This window comes from Agromyces neolithicus (genome assembly GCF_039529735.1).
Classification (GTDB): domain Bacteria; phylum Actinomycetota; class Actinomycetes; order Actinomycetales; family Microbacteriaceae; genus Agromyces; species Agromyces neolithicus.
This window is the reverse complement of sequence record NZ_BAAANJ010000001.1, coordinates 1-14,638: the sequence shown is the minus strand read 5'-3', so window position 1 is coordinate 14,638 and position 14,638 is coordinate 1. Positions and strand designations below refer to the sequence as shown.

12 protein-coding genes are annotated in these 14,638 nt (G+C 70.9%); 6 read left to right on the top strand and 6 right to left on the bottom strand.

What is annotated here, in order from left to right:
• Positions 1 to 12: 12 nt before the first annotated feature.
• Positions 13 to 897, top strand: coding sequence for a hypothetical protein (locus tag ABD164_RS00060; RefSeq protein WP_344292156.1), 885 nt, complete (start codon positions 13 to 15; stop codon positions 895 to 897).
• Here the strand turns inward: ABD164_RS00060 and ABD164_RS00055 are convergent.
• From ABD164_RS00055 to ABD164_RS00040, 4 genes are all read right to left on the bottom strand, one after another.
• Positions 868 to 1,434 (bottom strand): hypothetical protein, encoded by a 567-nt coding sequence (locus ABD164_RS00055; RefSeq protein WP_344292154.1) that lies wholly within the window; start codon positions 1,432 to 1,434, stop codon positions 868 to 870. The two genes, ABD164_RS00060 and ABD164_RS00055, sit on opposite strands and share 30 nt — an antisense overlap.
• Positions 1,435 to 1,582: 148 nt before the next feature.
• Positions 1,583 to 1,864 carry a glutaredoxin family protein gene (locus tag ABD164_RS00050; RefSeq protein WP_344292152.1) on the bottom strand — a complete coding sequence of 94 codons (282 nt, stop codon included), beginning with the start codon at positions 1,862 to 1,864 and terminating at the stop codon, positions 1,583 to 1,585.
• Between the two features lie 89 nt (positions 1,865 to 1,953).
• Positions 1,954 to 2,262 carry a hypothetical protein gene (locus ABD164_RS00045; protein ID WP_344292150.1) on the bottom strand — a complete coding sequence of 103 codons (309 nt, stop codon included), beginning with the start codon at positions 2,260 to 2,262 and terminating at the stop codon, positions 1,954 to 1,956.
• Between the two features lie 97 nt (positions 2,263 to 2,359).
• Positions 2,360 to 5,221, bottom strand: a complete 2,862-nt coding sequence (locus tag ABD164_RS00040; RefSeq protein WP_344292148.1) for an AAA family ATPase — start codon at positions 5,219 to 5,221, stop codon at positions 2,360 to 2,362.
• A 244-nt stretch (positions 5,222 to 5,465) separates the two neighbouring features.
• On the opposite strand from ABD164_RS00040, the gene ABD164_RS00035 reads away from it, so the two are divergent.
• The gene (locus tag ABD164_RS00035; RefSeq protein ID WP_344292146.1) at positions 5,466 to 5,789 is read left to right on the top strand and encodes a hypothetical protein; all 324 of its coding nucleotides are present in this window, start codon (positions 5,466 to 5,468) and stop codon (positions 5,787 to 5,789) included.
• 43 nt (positions 5,790 to 5,832) lie between these two features.
• Positions 5,833 to 6,267: a YdeI/OmpD-associated family protein gene (locus tag ABD164_RS00030; protein WP_344292144.1), complete on the top strand. Its 435-nt coding sequence runs from the start codon at positions 5,833 to 5,835 to the stop codon at positions 6,265 to 6,267.
• A 212-nt stretch (positions 6,268 to 6,479) separates the two neighbouring features.
• On the opposite strand, the gene ABD164_RS00025 is transcribed toward ABD164_RS00030, so the two are convergent.
• Both ABD164_RS00025 and ABD164_RS00020 read right to left on the bottom strand, forming a co-directional pair.
• Positions 6,480 to 10,028, bottom strand: coding sequence for a TM0106 family RecB-like putative nuclease (locus ABD164_RS00025; RefSeq protein WP_344292142.1), 3,549 nt, complete (start codon positions 10,026 to 10,028; stop codon positions 6,480 to 6,482).
• Between the two features lie 297 nt (positions 10,029 to 10,325).
• Positions 10,326 to 10,958 carry a TetR/AcrR family transcriptional regulator gene (locus ABD164_RS00020; RefSeq protein WP_344292140.1) on the bottom strand — a complete coding sequence of 211 codons (633 nt, stop codon included), beginning with the start codon at positions 10,956 to 10,958 and terminating at the stop codon, positions 10,326 to 10,328.
• A 90-nt stretch (positions 10,959 to 11,048) separates the two neighbouring features.
• On the opposite strand from ABD164_RS00020, the gene ABD164_RS00015 reads away from it, so the two are divergent.
• The 3 genes from ABD164_RS00015 to ABD164_RS00005 all read left to right on the top strand — a co-directional run.
• Positions 11,049 to 12,638, top strand: a complete 1,590-nt coding sequence (locus ABD164_RS00015) for a purine-cytosine permease family protein (RefSeq protein ID WP_344292138.1) — start codon at positions 11,049 to 11,051, stop codon at positions 12,636 to 12,638.
• Positions 12,635 to 13,669, top strand: coding sequence for an agmatine deiminase family protein (locus tag ABD164_RS00010; protein WP_344292136.1), 1,035 nt, complete (start codon positions 12,635 to 12,637; stop codon positions 13,667 to 13,669). Before ABD164_RS00015 ends, ABD164_RS00010 begins: the two co-directional genes overlap by 4 nt.
• Positions 13,670 to 13,776: 107 nt before the next feature.
• The coding region (locus ABD164_RS00005) for an amidase family protein (RefSeq protein WP_344293336.1) at positions 13,777 to 14,638 on the top strand (862 nt) is incomplete at its 3' end.

Below are 14,638 nucleotides of genomic sequence, written 5' to 3'. Positions count from 1 at the left end.
GATGATTCCCTGATGCGCTGGGAACGGGATGTCTCGCGCGGAGCGTGGCTCGCCGACCGCGTCGCCGCGGCGGCGGGCGACATGCACGTCGCCGTGCCGATCGGCTTCGAGGCGTACGCGCGGGTGTTCCACCCGGTCACGGCCGATCGGCTGACCGGGATCTCCTGGACCGAGCTCGCCGATTCAGGCGAGTCATGGCCGGGAGACCGAGTCGAGACGCGCACGGCCGCGTGGGCCGAGGTCGCCGCCGAAAGCGGGGCCACGGTGCATCCCCTCATGCAATGGAGTGCGATCGGTGGCGGGCGCCTCACCGAGCTGCCCCAGGTCGGAACCGTCGGCGACTCCGGGTGGCGCTACTCGGCGCCCGAGTGGGGCAGGCCGGGTGCAGAGCTCGTTGCGACGCTCGCGCGAACGCTCGCCGGGCACACCGCGACGCCGACCGCCGGCGTCGCCGCCGTCTGGGAGGGCTGGGGTGGCCTGTTCGGCCAGGGGCGCCGATACCTGACGTTCCTTTCCGACGACGCAACGGATGCCCCGGCCCCGCCGTCGATCGTGGTGCCCGAGCCGGCGCTCGGCCCCGAGGTGCAGCACGGCCCGCGACTCGCGCTGCCGTGGCGCGAACACGTGCTCTTCGACGCCGGCATCGACGAGTTCGCCGACGCCGATTGGCCCGAGCGCGCGCTGTGGGTGGCCGAGCCGACCTGGCCGGAGTGTCCCAGCCTCATCTGGCCCGATGATCACGCCTGGGTCATCGTGAGCGAGATCGACTGGGACTCCACGGTCGTCGCGGGCTCGCGCGCCGCGATCGATGCCGTGCTCGAGGCATCCGGCATCGAAGCCCTCGAGATCTCGGAGCGCGCCGATCTCTCATCGAACGGCGACACCGTCAACCGGTGACGACGTCGACCTGTTCCCGCGCCATCCGCTGAGCGGGCGGGCGACGCCCGCGTCGTCGGTGACGGCGGCGTAGGGGAGCGCGATCAGGTCACCGGACGCAGTGTCGGCCGGCAGGTCTGCCGTTGTGGCGGGCGTGGGGTGACCGGACCCACCGCCGAGTGCCGTGCGGATCGCACGGGCGACCGACGCGCGGCCGATGAGGCGCGCCTCGGACCACACCGGGTCGAGGGCGCCGAGATCGGCATCAAGGGTGAGGGTGCGCGCCTGGCCGCCGAGATCCTCGGATGCCTCGACCACGCGCACGACGACGACACCGACCGGCATCGCCGGCGACGCGACGGTGTCGTTCGAGCCGGGCATCGAGGCGGGTGCGATGTGCACGGCCGGCGTTCCGCAGAGGTCGGCGAGCCGTACGAGCGAGATGCCGCCGACCTCGACGTCGCCGACGGTCGCGCGTGTCGCCTGTGGCCATCGATCGGGCGAGATGGGATCGGGGATCGAACGGCGAAGCGTCGGCATGATGCGGGTGAGCGTCATGCACGACCTGCCTGGGTCCAGCCGCAGGCCGCACGTGTTGCTGAGGGCCCTGTGGACGGCGGCATGGTTCAGTTGTACGCCGCGCGCGCCCACGCCGTGCGTTTGTTACGGAATCCGAACGGGTCGGATCCGGATGCTCATGGGACGCTTACGCGGCGCGCTCCTCGCCGAGCTTTGCGAGCAGCTCGGCGTCGGTGGGCTCGGTGAAGTGCGTGCCGTCGGGGAAGACGACGACGGGGATCTGGGTGCGGCCGCTGATGGCCTTCGCCCGGTCGGCGCCGTCGACGACGACCTCGAGGTCGACGTATTCGTAGTCGACGCCTTCGCGGTCGAGCAGTGCCTTCGAGCGGCGGCAGTCACTGCACCAGGCGGCGCCGTACATGGTGATGCGGGCAGGGTTCAGGTCTGAGACTGCAGGGGAGGAAGTCATGCATATAACCTACGTGGGTACCCTGTGTGGTATTCCCAGCCTCGTGATTCGCAGCCTCGTGTTCGGCGCGACGCAGCGCGCGGATGTCGTCACTCGGCGATGCGGTCGGCGGCGGCGCGTGCCGCGGCGTATTCGGTGAGGCGATCGCCTTGGGCTTCGGCGGCGCTGGGGCGGTCCCCCGATGGCTCGACGGCGGCGGCGTGTGCCGCGGCATATTCGGCGAGGCGATGGCCCTGCATGTCGGCGGCGGAGGTGTCGCCCGATGTCTGTCGCGTCACGCGGTCCTGATTCAACTCCTCCGACGAGCTGGGGGCGCCGGCGCCTCCCGCGCAGCCCGAGAGAACGAAGACGAGTGCGACGCCCGCGGCGACGGCCGAACTTTCCCTGGCGAACGACATGATGATGCCCCTTCCGTGCAGTGCGTATGCGCACACGCTAGGCATCCCGCGCCCGCGCGACATCGGGCGCGACCCCTCAGATCGGGGCGCGAAACCCTCAGATCGTGCGCGACCCTCGCGCCATGCGGGCGAGATCGACGCGGTTGGCCGCGCCCGTCTTCCGCAGCAGGTTCGACACGTGTGAACTCACGGTCTTCTCGCTGATCGTCAGCAGCGCGGCGATCTCGGCGTACGTCTGGCCGTCGACGAGGTAGGGCAGCAGTTCGTGCTCGCGACTGGTGAGCGGGGCGCCGGCGAGGTGGCGGGACTTGGCGTCCGCGGGCCGGTCGGCGTGCAGGCGGACGCGGGCCCACCGGGCGAGGGTCTCGAGTTCGGCTGCGAGCCCGTCGGCCTCGGTGCGACGGGCGATCACGGCTCCTCGTCGAAGCAGCGCGATCGCGACCCGTCGCCGCGCTCCGCCGTCGATGAGTCCCTGCTCGGCTCCCCTTCGGCAGGCGTACGCCTCTTCCCACGCGAGCTCGGCGACGGCGCAGCCGTCGGCCGCCTCGACCCAACGTTCGAACGCGTCGGCGCGGGCGCGGGCGCGGGCGCGCTCGGCCGAGTAAAGCGCGTCGAGCGCGTCGAGATCGCTTTGGTACGAGGGGCCCATGGTCCGCCTGATCACCTCGGGATGCTCTGTCTCGAGCGCGTCGAGCGCCGCGAGGGCCGATCGCACCGGCGTCAGTGCCTCGTCGCCGTCGCGCGCCGACGTTGCCAGGTCGGCGAGGGCTCGCGCGGCCAGGGGAACGAGCCATTCTGAGCCGATGCCGCCGGGGCCGGCTTCGATCATCGGCATGAGCGCTTCGAGTGCGCCCTCGGGGTCACCGCCGGCGAGGCTCGTGATGCCACGAGCGACGGTCTGCTCGAGCGCTGCGTAGGCGGGCGGTGCGGGGAATCGCTCGTTCGCGCGGTCGAGGTGCGCCTCGGCTTCGTCGACGCGTCCATGCAATGCTGCGAACCGGGCCGAGATGGAGCGCATGGTGAGTTCGACGTAGTCCGGCATATCCGCGGCCCGGACGACCCGAAGGGCATCACGCACAGCCGAGGTTTCGCCGATCGTCAGCCAGGCGGAGGCCTCCATCCCCGCGAGCGGGGCGATGCTGAGCCGACGTGCGCCGGCCGCCGCGAGTCGGTGCCGGAGTCCGCGCAGGCGTTCAGCTGCTTTCCGGTACCCGGGCATCGAGTAGGCGTCCCACATGGCGGCGAGCCTCGCCGGCTCGAAATGTCCGGCCGGCAGTGCGACCGCGAAGGTCTGTTCGGCCAGACGAGAGACGTTCGCGAGGTCGCGCGTCAACGCGGCAAGCTGCGCTGAACCAGCCAGGGCGTACGACAGCGCCTCGGTGTCGCCGAGCCGGGTCGCGAGCTCGACGGCATCCCGGGTGTGCTCTGCGCTTCGCGGATCGCCCTCGATGATCTCGGCATGGGCGAGTTCGCTGAGCGCGAGTGCGTACTCGCGGCTTTCGGGCGCGTGTTCGGCGAGCGCGAATGCCTCGCGCGCGGTTGCGGAGGTGCTGAGCTCACCGCCGAGTCTGAACTCGAGACGCCGGCGGTGCAGCAGCAGTTCGGCTCGCACGAGGTTGTCGTCGATACCATCCAATGCGAGCAGGGCGGTCACGGCGGCGTACTCGTCGTCGTCGGAGCCGGCAGCGGCGGCTGCTGCCGCCCATTCGGCGAGTAGCGCGGTTCGGCCGCCGTCGGTGCCGGGCTGTTCAGCGTGGAGTTCGACGCACCGGCGGATCAGGCGGAGCGATGTCGCCGGCCGGTCGGATCCGCGGAGCGCGTCGACGGCCTGCCTGCTCGCCGCGAGGCATCCGACGGTGTCGCCGGCCCCCGCGAGGTGATCGGCCAGGTCGACGAGCCGTTCTGGCGACGGGCCGATGACGTTGATCAGCCGTTCGAGGTCGCGGGCGATCGTCGCGTGCTGCTCGCGGAGCTCGACCTCGGGTATCGACGCGACCAGCAACTCGGCGATCAGGGGGTGGTGGAACCACACACGCCCGGCCTCGTCCTGCTCGAGCACACGCGTCGCGAGGGCGGGGCGGAGTTCGTGCGCCGCCTCTTGCCAGGCTGGGTCGAGCCCGGTGAGCGTGGTCAGGCGCACCGGCTTGCCGTGTATCGCCAGCAGGACGGTGAGCTCACGTGTTCGCGCGGGCAGCAGTGACCAAGTCTGCAGCAGGGCGGTGCCCAGATCGCCCGAAGTCGCCGGCGATGTGGGTGATGGCGCTGCGAGGGCGGTCGGATCGACGCCCTCGAGAAGCAGCTGTGCGTGGTACGGGTTGCCGCCCGTGCGGGCGAGCACGTCGCCGACCAGCGCATCATGCGGCGGAGCCCCGAGGAGAGCGGTGATGAGTTCGTGCATACCGAGCCGGTCGAGGGGCCGCACCTCGACGGAGCGGGCCCCGGGGAGGCGGAGCAGATCAGCCCTCCAGCGGTCGACGGCGCGGCCGGCGCCCGAGCGAACCGTGGCGAGGATCGCGAGTGGGCGATCCTCGGCCCCGCCCGCGAGGAACATCAGTGCATCGAGCGTGTCGGCATCGGCCCACTGCAGGTCGTCGATCGCGACGACGACCGGACCTGCCGTTGTGAGGCGCCCGATCGCCTCGTCGAGTCGAAGCGGGAGGGCCGGGAGGGGCGGGTGGATGTCGTTTCGGGGCGGGTGTCCGGCTTCGGCCTGGGCGAGAAGGGCTCGCACGGCGAGATTCGGCACCCTCGTCGTGAGCGGCAGGTTGCGTGCGGTGAGCACGTTCGCCCGATCTGTCACGGCATGGGCGGCCGCCTCCATGAGGGCGGTCTTGCCAACCCCTGCCTCACCGTGCAGCAGGAGAATGCGGGGCTCGCCGTCGAATGCCGCATCGAGCTCGAGCGAGACCGTCGCCAGTTCGCGTTCTCGCCCATGCAGACGGCTCGCGTCCCGCAGCATGAGGCCAGTGTTTCACGGGTGCGCCGGGACGTCGAGCGAACGGGAGCGGGGAGACACCCCCATGTCGAGGGGTGTCGGAGCGACGCGGCGCATGAACGCGCTGCTGCCGACGCGCTCGGCGCGGTGCGGCGGAGTGCGCGAACGCCTCACGCATCTGAGGAGTAATCAGCGGAATCTGAGGGTTCCCTCCGGATGTGGCGCGGCGACGAACGGACGAACGTTGACGCAAGCAGTGGAGGTCGCCATGGATCGCATCATCATCGCCGTCGTCATCGTGGGCGGCTATCTCGCCCTGGTGTTCGCAGCGTCGCCCGCGCCGGAGGGCGACGGAGTCGCCGACGAAGTCGCCGCCTCGGTGAAGGCGCATGCGATGGAGCGCCGGCTCGGCGCGGCGCAGGCAGAGGCCGCGTCGATCGCCGCCTCGGTGAAGGCGCATGCGATGGAGCGCCGACTCGGCGCGGCGCAGGCAGAGATCGCATCGGTCGCCGCCGTCACGGCGGATGCCGCAGAGCGGCTCCTCGCCGACTCTGCGCTCGATCGCCTGTCGAAGCTATACCCGCCACGCTGACCGGTATAGCCAGTTCGGAGATCACGGTGGCAGACTCGGGCGCATGCGGTTCGAGACGACGATGACCCTGACCGGCAACAACACCGGAATCGAGGTGCCGCCCGAGGTGATCGAGGCACTGGGCGCCGGGCGCAAGCCACCCGTGAATGTGACGGTCAACGGCTTCTCGTATCGGAGCACCGTCGCGGTGATGGGCGGGCGATACATGATCTCGTTCAGTTCCGACAAGCGGGCAGCGACCGGCATCCAGGGCGGCGACCCGATCACCGTCGATGTCGATGTCGACACGGCGCCGCGCACCGTGGACGTGCCCGCTGACCTTGCGGCGGCGCTCGATGCAGCACCCGGGGCTCGTGACGCGTTCGACGCGCTCGCGCCGAGCGCCCGCAAAGCGCATGTCACGAACGTCGAATCGGCGAAGACGGTCGAGACACGTGAGCGTCGTATCGCCGCGATCGTCACGAAGCTCAACGACTGACGAGGCGCCTCTACGTACGTCGCCCGAGCGGGAAGGCGATCGGTACCGACATGCAAGTTCCGTCTCGAGTGAGGGGGAACCGGCATACAGATTCCCGCGCTACACCGTGCCGCAGGCACGTCGTTGAAGCACGCCACCGGGGCCACGAAACCCGAATGCCCGCGCCCGCGCCACAGCGGTCGCACGCACGCGCGGCGGGGCGCCGAGGGCGGTCAGGCCCCGATTCGGGCGGGCAGTTCTGCCCCGACCAGGCGGATGAAGGCGCTCAACTGGGCGACGCCCTCGGCGCGGCGGGGCAGCCCGTTGAGCAGGGCCGGCGAGTACACGAGGTAGGCCGCCCACTTCGCGCGCGAGATCGCCACGTTGAGCCGATTCTTCAGCAGCAGGAACTCGAGGCCGCGGGGCACGTCGTCGGCCGACGACGCGGCGAGCGACACGATCGAGACGACCGCCTCTTGGCCCTGGAACTTGTCGACCGTGCCGACGGGCACGTCGATGAACCCGGCGGCATCGAGCGCCGCGCGTACGGTTGCGAGTTGTGCGTTGTAGGGCGTGACGACGATGAGGTCGGTCTGCGTGAGGGGTCGCGAGGCCGTGGGCATCGGGCCGGCGGCGGTGTCGACCGCATCTGACCACGGCCGGCCGAGCAGCGACCGCACGATCTCGACGACGACCTCGGCCTCTTCGGGAGACGCCGTGCTGTTGCCGGCGTGCGCGATCGGCACCGCAGAGAGGCCCGAGGCGACACCCTCGAGCCGACGTGCCGAGGCGATCGGATGCGAGTGCAGTGCGTTCTCGTAGGAGAGCCGTGACACCGGTGCGGCGACGTCGGGGTGCATACGGCGGCTCTCGGCGAGGAAGTACCCGTACTCGGGCGGCAGCACCTCGTGGCCGTCGGCCACCCAGCCGAGCGCCGACGTGTCGACGGGTTCGGGGTGCAGCGCCTGGCTGACCTGCGGCAGCTGCTGTGGATCGCCGAGCAGCAGCAGGTTACGGGCCGACACCGAGACCGCGATCGTCGACGCGAGCGAGAACTGCCCTGCCTCGTCGATGACGAGCAGGTCGAGCTCGCCGCGCGCGACGCGCGTGGTGTTGCAGAAGTCCCAGGCGGTGCCGCCGATGACGTAGCCGTGGCTGGCATGGTCGTCGGCGAACTGACGCAGGCGGTCTTTCTTGGCGAGGGCCGTGAACGTGAACCGCTCGATGTCGGCGGTGTCTTTGACGGCCTTGCCGACGCGCTCTTTGCCGAGTCCGGCGCCGATGACCGCATCGAGCACGTTCTCGACGACCGCGTGCGACTGGGCGACGACGCCGATGCGCCACCCATGCTCGGCGACGAGGCGGGCGATGACGTGCGACGCGACATAGGTCTTGCCGGTGCCGGGCGGGCCCTGCACTGCGAGGTACGAGTGCTCGAGCCGGCGCACCGACGCGACGACCGCGTCGACGTACTCGCCGCCGGGCACGTGCGGCACTAGCCCGCCGGTGGCGCGCGGCGCGAGCCGGCGCAGCACGTCTGTGGCCGGGTTGAGGGGCAGCGTCGGCTGCGCGCCGGGGATCGGGTCGGCCCATTCGGCGATCGCGTCGCGCAGGGCATTGGTGTTCGGGGGCCGACCCGGCGTGATCGCCATGGGCAGGGCAGACCAGGTCACGCCGGCCACGCCGCGCTCCTCGACGAGCACGCCGACCTCGGTGACCTCGAGGATGACCGCGTCGGTCGTGTCGCGCTGCCCGGGTCGTAGCGAACGTGCGGGGAACGGCGCCGGCCACTCGTAGAGCAGGAAGACGTCGCTGCCGGGCGAGAACCGCGAGCCGGGTGCGATGTCGCCGGTGAGCAGGATCTCGCGACGGGCGTTGCCCCACCGCGGCTCGCTGTGCCACGCCTGCGTCTCGCGGGAGGCGAGCGGATCGACCACGAGCACGTCGCGATGGTCGTGCCAACCCTCGACGGGCTGGTCGGTGCGCAGGAAGTGGCTCCACCAGAAGCTCTTCGCCTCGCGTGCGTGGTAGTCGATGGCGGCCGCGGCAAGCGCGAGTGCGGTGCGGTCGGCATCGCGCGCGAGGTCGGCCGGGCCGGCGAGCTCGCGTAGGTGAGCGGCGAGGGGTGACGGCTCGTAGACCTTGCCGTCGGCCTGCTCGATGAGTGCCTGCATCGGCACCGAGGGCACGCCCTCGCGGCGGGCGAGGCCGAGCAGCCAGTCGCGCAGTCGCAGCGTCGAGAGGCAGTCGTACTCGTTGTAGTCGGCCAGGTCGTCGAGGATCGCCTGCGCCTCGATCTCGGCGTCGGGGCGGCCCGAATCGGCCAGTTCTCGTGCCCGCACATACTCGGTGATCGAGTCGCCGCCCGACTTGACGTCGGCCTCGCGCTGCTCGGCGTCGCCCATGTAGAGCGGCTCGAGCTTCTTGATCGAGTACGAACGGCTGCCCACCCGCACCGCGCGCTTGACGATGGGATAGAGGTCGACGAGTACCCCGTCGGCGAGCAGTTGGTCGACGTCGGCCTCGCCGACGCCGTGGCGTGCGGCGATCGAGGTGAGGTGCGTGCGCTCGTAGCTCGCGTAGTGGTAGATGTGCAGGTCGGGGTGCACGGCTCGGCGCAGCTTGACGAACTCGAGGAACCTGACGAGCGCCTCGCGCTCTTCGGCGAACGAGTGCGCCCAGAAGGCCGTGTAGTGCTCGTCGGTGTCGACCATGCCCCACAGGTAGTCGAGGTTCCACCGGGTGCCGTCGCCCTCGGTGTAGAGCGGGTCGCCCTCGAAGTCGAAGAAGAGATCGCCCCGGCTCGGCTCGGGGATCGCGGCGAGCGCTCGCGCTTCGCGCACTGACACCGGGGGAGGCAATGGCGGGTCGTCGGGTGAGCGCGCACCGGCGACCTCGTCGGCGAGCTGCGCGGACTCGGCTTGAAGCTGCAGTCGCGCCTGCTCGCGCAGCCCGTCGAGGGTGGCGTCGAGCACGTGCGGCACGGGGCCGACCGATGACGCGAGCTTGTCGATGGTCGTGATGCCGGCGGCTGCGAGGTGCTCGCGCTGGGTGACGCGCAACCCGCCGACCATGAGCACGTCGCGGTGCGCCTGCACCTCGAGCTCGCACGTCGGGCAGCGGCCGTCGTGGTGGTAGCGCGGGTCGCCCCACGCAACGGGCCCGGTGTCGGCGACGCGGTCGTCGATGATCTCGCGCAGGCGGGCGACGCGATTGAGGTACACCGGGGTGATGTCGTCGCGGTGGTGCCGGCTCGTGGTGCCGTCGCCGAGCAGCAGTTCGACCTCGGGGTCGCAGGGGATGCCGATGCGGTCGAGCTGCTCGGCATAGGCGGCGAGCTGCAGCAGGGCGGTGACGCGGGCGTGGCGGGCGAGCTTGGAGTCTTGCACGCGGTAGCGACCGTCGGGCTGTCGCACGATGAAGTCGGCGAAGCCGATGAACCCGTCTTCGGCGAACGTCGCCTGGTAGACGACCGGCGCACCCGACTCGAGTGCCGCGACGGTGGCGGCGACGGCCGCGGCGACCGCCTCGGCGTCGCGCACGCTCGGCTGCTCGATCTCGACGACCGCTGCGCCGAACTCGGTGCGATAGCGCTCGAGCACCCGGTGCTCGTGCTCGTTGCCGAGCTGGCCCGCCCGCGCCATCATGGCGTCGCCGGCGGCCTCGAAGAGCGTGTCGCGGCCGAGCTTCACGTCGAGCTCACGCAGGAACGCGAACTCGCACTCGGAGGCCTTCTTGAGGTCGCTCGCGCTCGTGACGACGGAACCGTCGAGCAGGTACATGCAGAGCCCCTTCCGTCGTGGATTCCCACCGTAACCGGAGCCGCCGACATCGGTCGCCGGTCGAGTGGCGACGAAGGAGCGTATCGAAACCCGTCGTGTGGTCTCGATACGGCGCTGGCGCGCCTACTCGACCGGCGGTGGGCGGCGCTGGCGCACCTGCTCGACCGGCGGTGGGGCGGCGCTGGCGCACCTGCTCGACCGGCGGTGGGCGGCGCTGGCGCGCCTACTCGACCGGCGGTGGGGCGAGCGCCCTGTCGACGTGGAGGTCCCGATACGGCGCTGGGAGCGCCTACTCGATCAGCGGGGCGGTGGGGCGAGCGCCCCGCGTGCGAGCCCCAGCATGCCCTCGACGGCATGCGAGATGAGCGACCCGCGGTCGGCGGCGTCACCCCAGCGCACGAGAGCCTGGGCGTTCAGCCCGTCGATCATGCCCAGCAGCTGCCACGCGGCCGCGGCCGGGTCATCCGTCTCGAATTCACCCGACGCGACGCCCGCCTCGACGACGCCGCGGATCATCGCCTGCCACGCGTCCATCTCGTCCCGCACGCTCGCGGCGAGCGCCTCGTTGCGCCGGCCCAACGCCCACGCCTCGACCCAGATCACGGTGACGTCGTCTCGGCTGCCGTCGAGCAGCGTGGCGAGCATGGCGGCGAGACGTTCGCGCGGGGTCGGCAGCACGGCGACGAGGGCGTCGACCTCGGCGAGCTCGGCCGCGACGATCGACGAGAACGTCGAGGCGATGAGCGCCTGCATGTCGGGCTCGTAGTGCGCGACGAGCGCGGGCGCGACGTCGATGCGGGCCGCGACGGCGCGCAGCGTCACCGCCGAGAGCCCCTGCTCGAGGGCGAGGTCGTGCGCCGCATCGGCGATCTCGGCGGCGCGCTCGGCGGGCGACTTGCGGGCGGCCTTCTTGCGGGTGGGGCTTGACATCGTGACCTCAGTGTAGGTAACGTCACTGCATCTTATTGATCGTATGATCAATAGTAGATCGAGTCCCCGATCGTGTCGAGAGAGTCCTCAATGATGAGCAACTACACGCACACCCCCGAGCAGGCGCCGCCGACGCATGATGCCGCGCCCGCGACATCCGAAACCGCCGCACCGCCGACCGACCGCGCCGGCCATGTCGAACGCCACGGCATCGACGTCATCCCCGCCGCCGAGCGCCACGGCCGCCCGCGCGAACTCTTCTGGGTCTGGATGTCGGCCAACGTCATCTACCTCTACTTCGTGCTCGGCGGCGTGCTCATGCTGCTCGGCCTCTCGATCTGGGAGGCGCTCGCCATCACGGTCGTCGGCAACCTCTGGTGGGCGGCAGTCGGATGGCTCGCGGTCAGCGGCCCCGCATCGGGCACGCCGAGCGTCGCGATCATGCGGGCCATGTTCGGCGTGCGCGGCAACCGCGTCTTCGGCGGCGGTCTCGGGGTCGCCATCGGACTGTTCTACGAGATCATCAACATCGCCGTCGCCACGCTCGCGGCGAACGCGCTGCTCGGCATGCTCGGCGTGCCGCTGCCCGCGGGCGCCGAGTGGGCGGTGCTCGTGGTCGTCGCCGCCCTCAGCTTCGTGCTGAGCGTCTACGGCCACGCCACCATCTTGAAACTCTCGCCCTTCTTCTCGGCCGCGCTCGCCGTGGCCTTCGTGGTGCTCGCGGTCTTCGTGCTCGGCGCCGCCGACTTCACGTACACCCCGGCGCCCATGCCGGTCGGCGACCACTGGGCGATGGTGCTGCTCGGATACGCGATCGTCGCGGCCGGCCCGCTCTCGTGGGGTACGGGCGCCGACTACGCCCGGTACCTGCCGGCCGCGACCTCGAAGCGCGCGGTCATCTGGTGGACGGCGCTCGGCGGCTTCATCCCCGCCGTGCTCATCGGCGGACTGGGCGTCATCGCGGGCACGGCGATCGACATGACCGACCCGCAGCTCACGATCGGCGAGATCGTGCCGGGCTGGTTCACGCCGATCTTCCTCGCGATCGTCGTGCTCGGCAGCATCACGAACAACGTGCTCGTCGCCTATTCGACCGGCCTCTACGCGCAGGGCCTCGGGTTCCGGGTCTCGCGCGCGGTCACCGTGGTCGTCACAGGCGTCATCGCGACCGCCGCCGCGGGCTGGTTCGTCTACATCGCGCCGAGCTTTCTCGACACGCTCAACGCTTCGCTCGAGCTGAGCGTCACCGTGCTCGGCCCGCTCGTGGCGGTCTACGCGGTCGACATCGTGCTGCGCCGCAACCGGTACGACGGCGTCGCGCTCAGCGACGAGCGTCGCGCAAGCCCCTTCTGGTACTCGGGCGGATGGTTCTGGCCGGGCACCATCGCCATGGTGGTCGCAACGACGGTCGCGGTGCTCATGGCCAACACGACGCTCTACGTCGGGCCGATCGCGACCGCACTCGGCGGCGCCGACCTCTCGGCGTTCGCCGGGCCGATTCTGGCCGGGGCGATCTACGCCGCGCTCTGGCTGACGACCTCGCCCTACCGCGACCCCGCGCGACGTCCGGCCGCGACGGCGAACACTGCGCACGAGACATCCGTCAACGAAGCAGACCAAGATGAGACGACCGCGGATGTCGCGACATCCGATACCCGCATGACGGAGGTAACCGCATGAACTGGCGCATGCCCGCAGAGACCGCGCCGCACGAGCGCACGTGGATGGCGTTCCCGCGCGAGGGGCTCACCCTCGGCGACTCGGACGCCGAGCGCGAAGAGGGGTACGCGACGTGGACCGCGGTGGCGCACGCCGTCGCCGAGTTCGAGCCGCTCACGATGGTCGTCGATCCGAGCGAGATGGCGCGCGCCCGGCGAATGCTGGGCAGCGAGATCGAGATCGTCGAGGCGCCGCTCGACGAGTTCTGGATGCGCGACTTCGGCCCCACCTTCGTCGTCGACGACGAGCGCCCGGGAGTGCTCGGTGCGGTCGACTGGGTGTTCAACGGCTGGGGGGCGCCCGAGTGGGCCGAGTGGCGCCTGTCGGCCGAGATCGCCCGCTTCGTCGCGGCGCAGGTCGGGGCCGAGCTGGTCTCGAGCGTGCTCGTGAACGAGGGCGGCGGCATCCACGTCGACGGTGAGGGCACCGTGCTCGTCACCGAGACCGTGCAGCTCGATCCGCGCCGAAACCCCTACGCCGACCACGCGCGCGTCGAGGCCGAGCTCGCCCGCACGATCGGCACCAACCACACTGTGTGGTTACCGCGCGGGCTCACCCGCGACTACGACGACTTCGGCACGAATGGGCACGTCGACATCGTCGCGACGATCCCGTCGCCGGGCCGGCTGCTGCTGCACCACCAGCCGAATCCCGAGCACCCCGACTTCGAGGTCACGCGCGAGTTGCGCGAGCTGCTCGCCGGCACGACCGACGCCGCCGGACGCACCTGGGACATCATCGACCTGCCCGCGCCTGAGATCCTGCGCGACCACGAGGGCTTCGTCGATTACAGCTACGTCAATCACCTGGTCGTGAACGACGGCGTGATCGCGTGCGGGTTCGGTGAAGAGCGAGCGGATGCCTCGGCGCGCGAGATCCTCGCTGCTGCGTACCCTGGGCGCCGTGTGGTGACCGTCGATTCGCGGCCGATCTTCGCCCGCGGCGGAGGCATCCACTGCATCACCCAGCAGCAGCCGGTGGTGGCGCGATGAGCGGGAGCTTCCGTCGGTCGAGTAGCGACGAAGGAGCGTATCGAGACCACGGTGCGCCTGGCCTCGATACGGCTGCTCCTTCGTCGCGGCCTACTCGACCGACGGAGCTGTTCGACGTCGTCGAGGCCTCGATCGCAGACCTGCGTGCGGCACTCGAGTCGGGCAGTGCCTCTGCCGTCGAGTTGCTCGACGCCTACCTCGCGCGTATCGAGGCCTATGACCGTCCGGGCACCGCGACGGCGCTCAACTCGCTCGTCGTCATGAACCCCGAGGCCCGGGCCGATGCTGCGGCATCCGATGCCCGCCGCGCCAGGGGTGAGACCCTCGGGCCGCTCGACGGAATCCCGTACACCGCCAAAGACAGTTACCTCGCGCGCGGACTCACTGCGGCCGCTGGGTCGCCCGCGTTCGAGCACCTGGTCGCGCAGCGCGACGCCTTCACGATCGAGCGGCTGCGGGCCGCCGGAGCCGTGCTCATCGGGCTCACCAACATGCCGCCCATGGCGAACGGCGGCATGCAGCGCGGCGTCTACGGTCGCGCAGAGAGCCCGTACAACGCGGAGTACCTCACCGCAGCGTTCGGATCGGGCTCGTCGAACGGCTCGGGCACCGCGACCGCGGCGTCGTTCGCGGCGTTCGGGCTCGGCGAGGAGACGTGGTCGTCGGGCCGCGCACCCGCCTCGAACAACGCGCTGTGCGCGTACACCCCCTCGAGGGGTGTCATCTCCGTGCGCGGCAACTGGCCGCTCGTGCCGACCATGGACGTGGTCGTGCCCCACACCCGCACCATGGCCGACCTGCTCGAGGTGCTCGACGTCATCGTCGCAGACGACCCCGAGACCCGAGGCGACTTCTGGCGGGTGCAGCCGTGGGTGAACATCCCGCGAGCCTCCGAGCTGCGCCCGCCCTCGTACCGCGCCCTCCTCCCCGCCACCCCCACCCCCACCCCCACCCCCACCCCCACCCCCA

Coding starts and splice junctions, on each gene's coding strand:
- ABD164_RS00030 (WP_344292144.1), top strand. CDS start 5,833: ATGCGGTTCGAGACGACGATGACCCTGACCGGCAACAACACCGGAATC.
- ABD164_RS00050 (WP_344292152.1), bottom strand. CDS start 1,864: ATGACTTCCTCCCCTGCAGTCTCAGACCTGAACCCTGCCCGCATCACC.
- ABD164_RS00020 (WP_344292140.1), bottom strand. CDS start 10,958: ATGTCAAGCCCCACCCGCAAGAAGGCCGCCCGCAAGTCGCCCGCCGAG.
- ABD164_RS00055 (WP_344292154.1), bottom strand. CDS start 1,434: ATGACGCTCACCCGCATCATGCCGACGCTTCGCCGTTCGATCCCCGAT.
- ABD164_RS00060 (WP_344292156.1), top strand. CDS start 13: ATGCGCTGGGAACGGGATGTCTCGCGCGGAGCGTGGCTCGCCGACCGC.
- ABD164_RS00040 (WP_344292148.1), bottom strand. CDS start 5,221: ATGCTGCGGGACGCGAGCCGTCTGCATGGGCGAGAACGCGAACTGGCG.
- ABD164_RS00025 (WP_344292142.1), bottom strand. CDS start 10,028: ATGTACCTGCTCGACGGTTCCGTCGTCACGAGCGCGAGCGACCTCAAG.
- ABD164_RS00045 (WP_344292150.1), bottom strand. CDS start 2,262: ATGTCGTTCGCCAGGGAAAGTTCGGCCGTCGCCGCGGGCGTCGCACTC.
- ABD164_RS00010 (WP_344292136.1), top strand. CDS start 12,635: ATGAACTGGCGCATGCCCGCAGAGACCGCGCCGCACGAGCGCACGTGG.
- ABD164_RS00015 (WP_344292138.1), top strand. CDS start 11,049: ATGATGAGCAACTACACGCACACCCCCGAGCAGGCGCCGCCGACGCAT.
- ABD164_RS00035 (WP_344292146.1), top strand. CDS start 5,466: ATGGATCGCATCATCATCGCCGTCGTCATCGTGGGCGGCTATCTCGCC.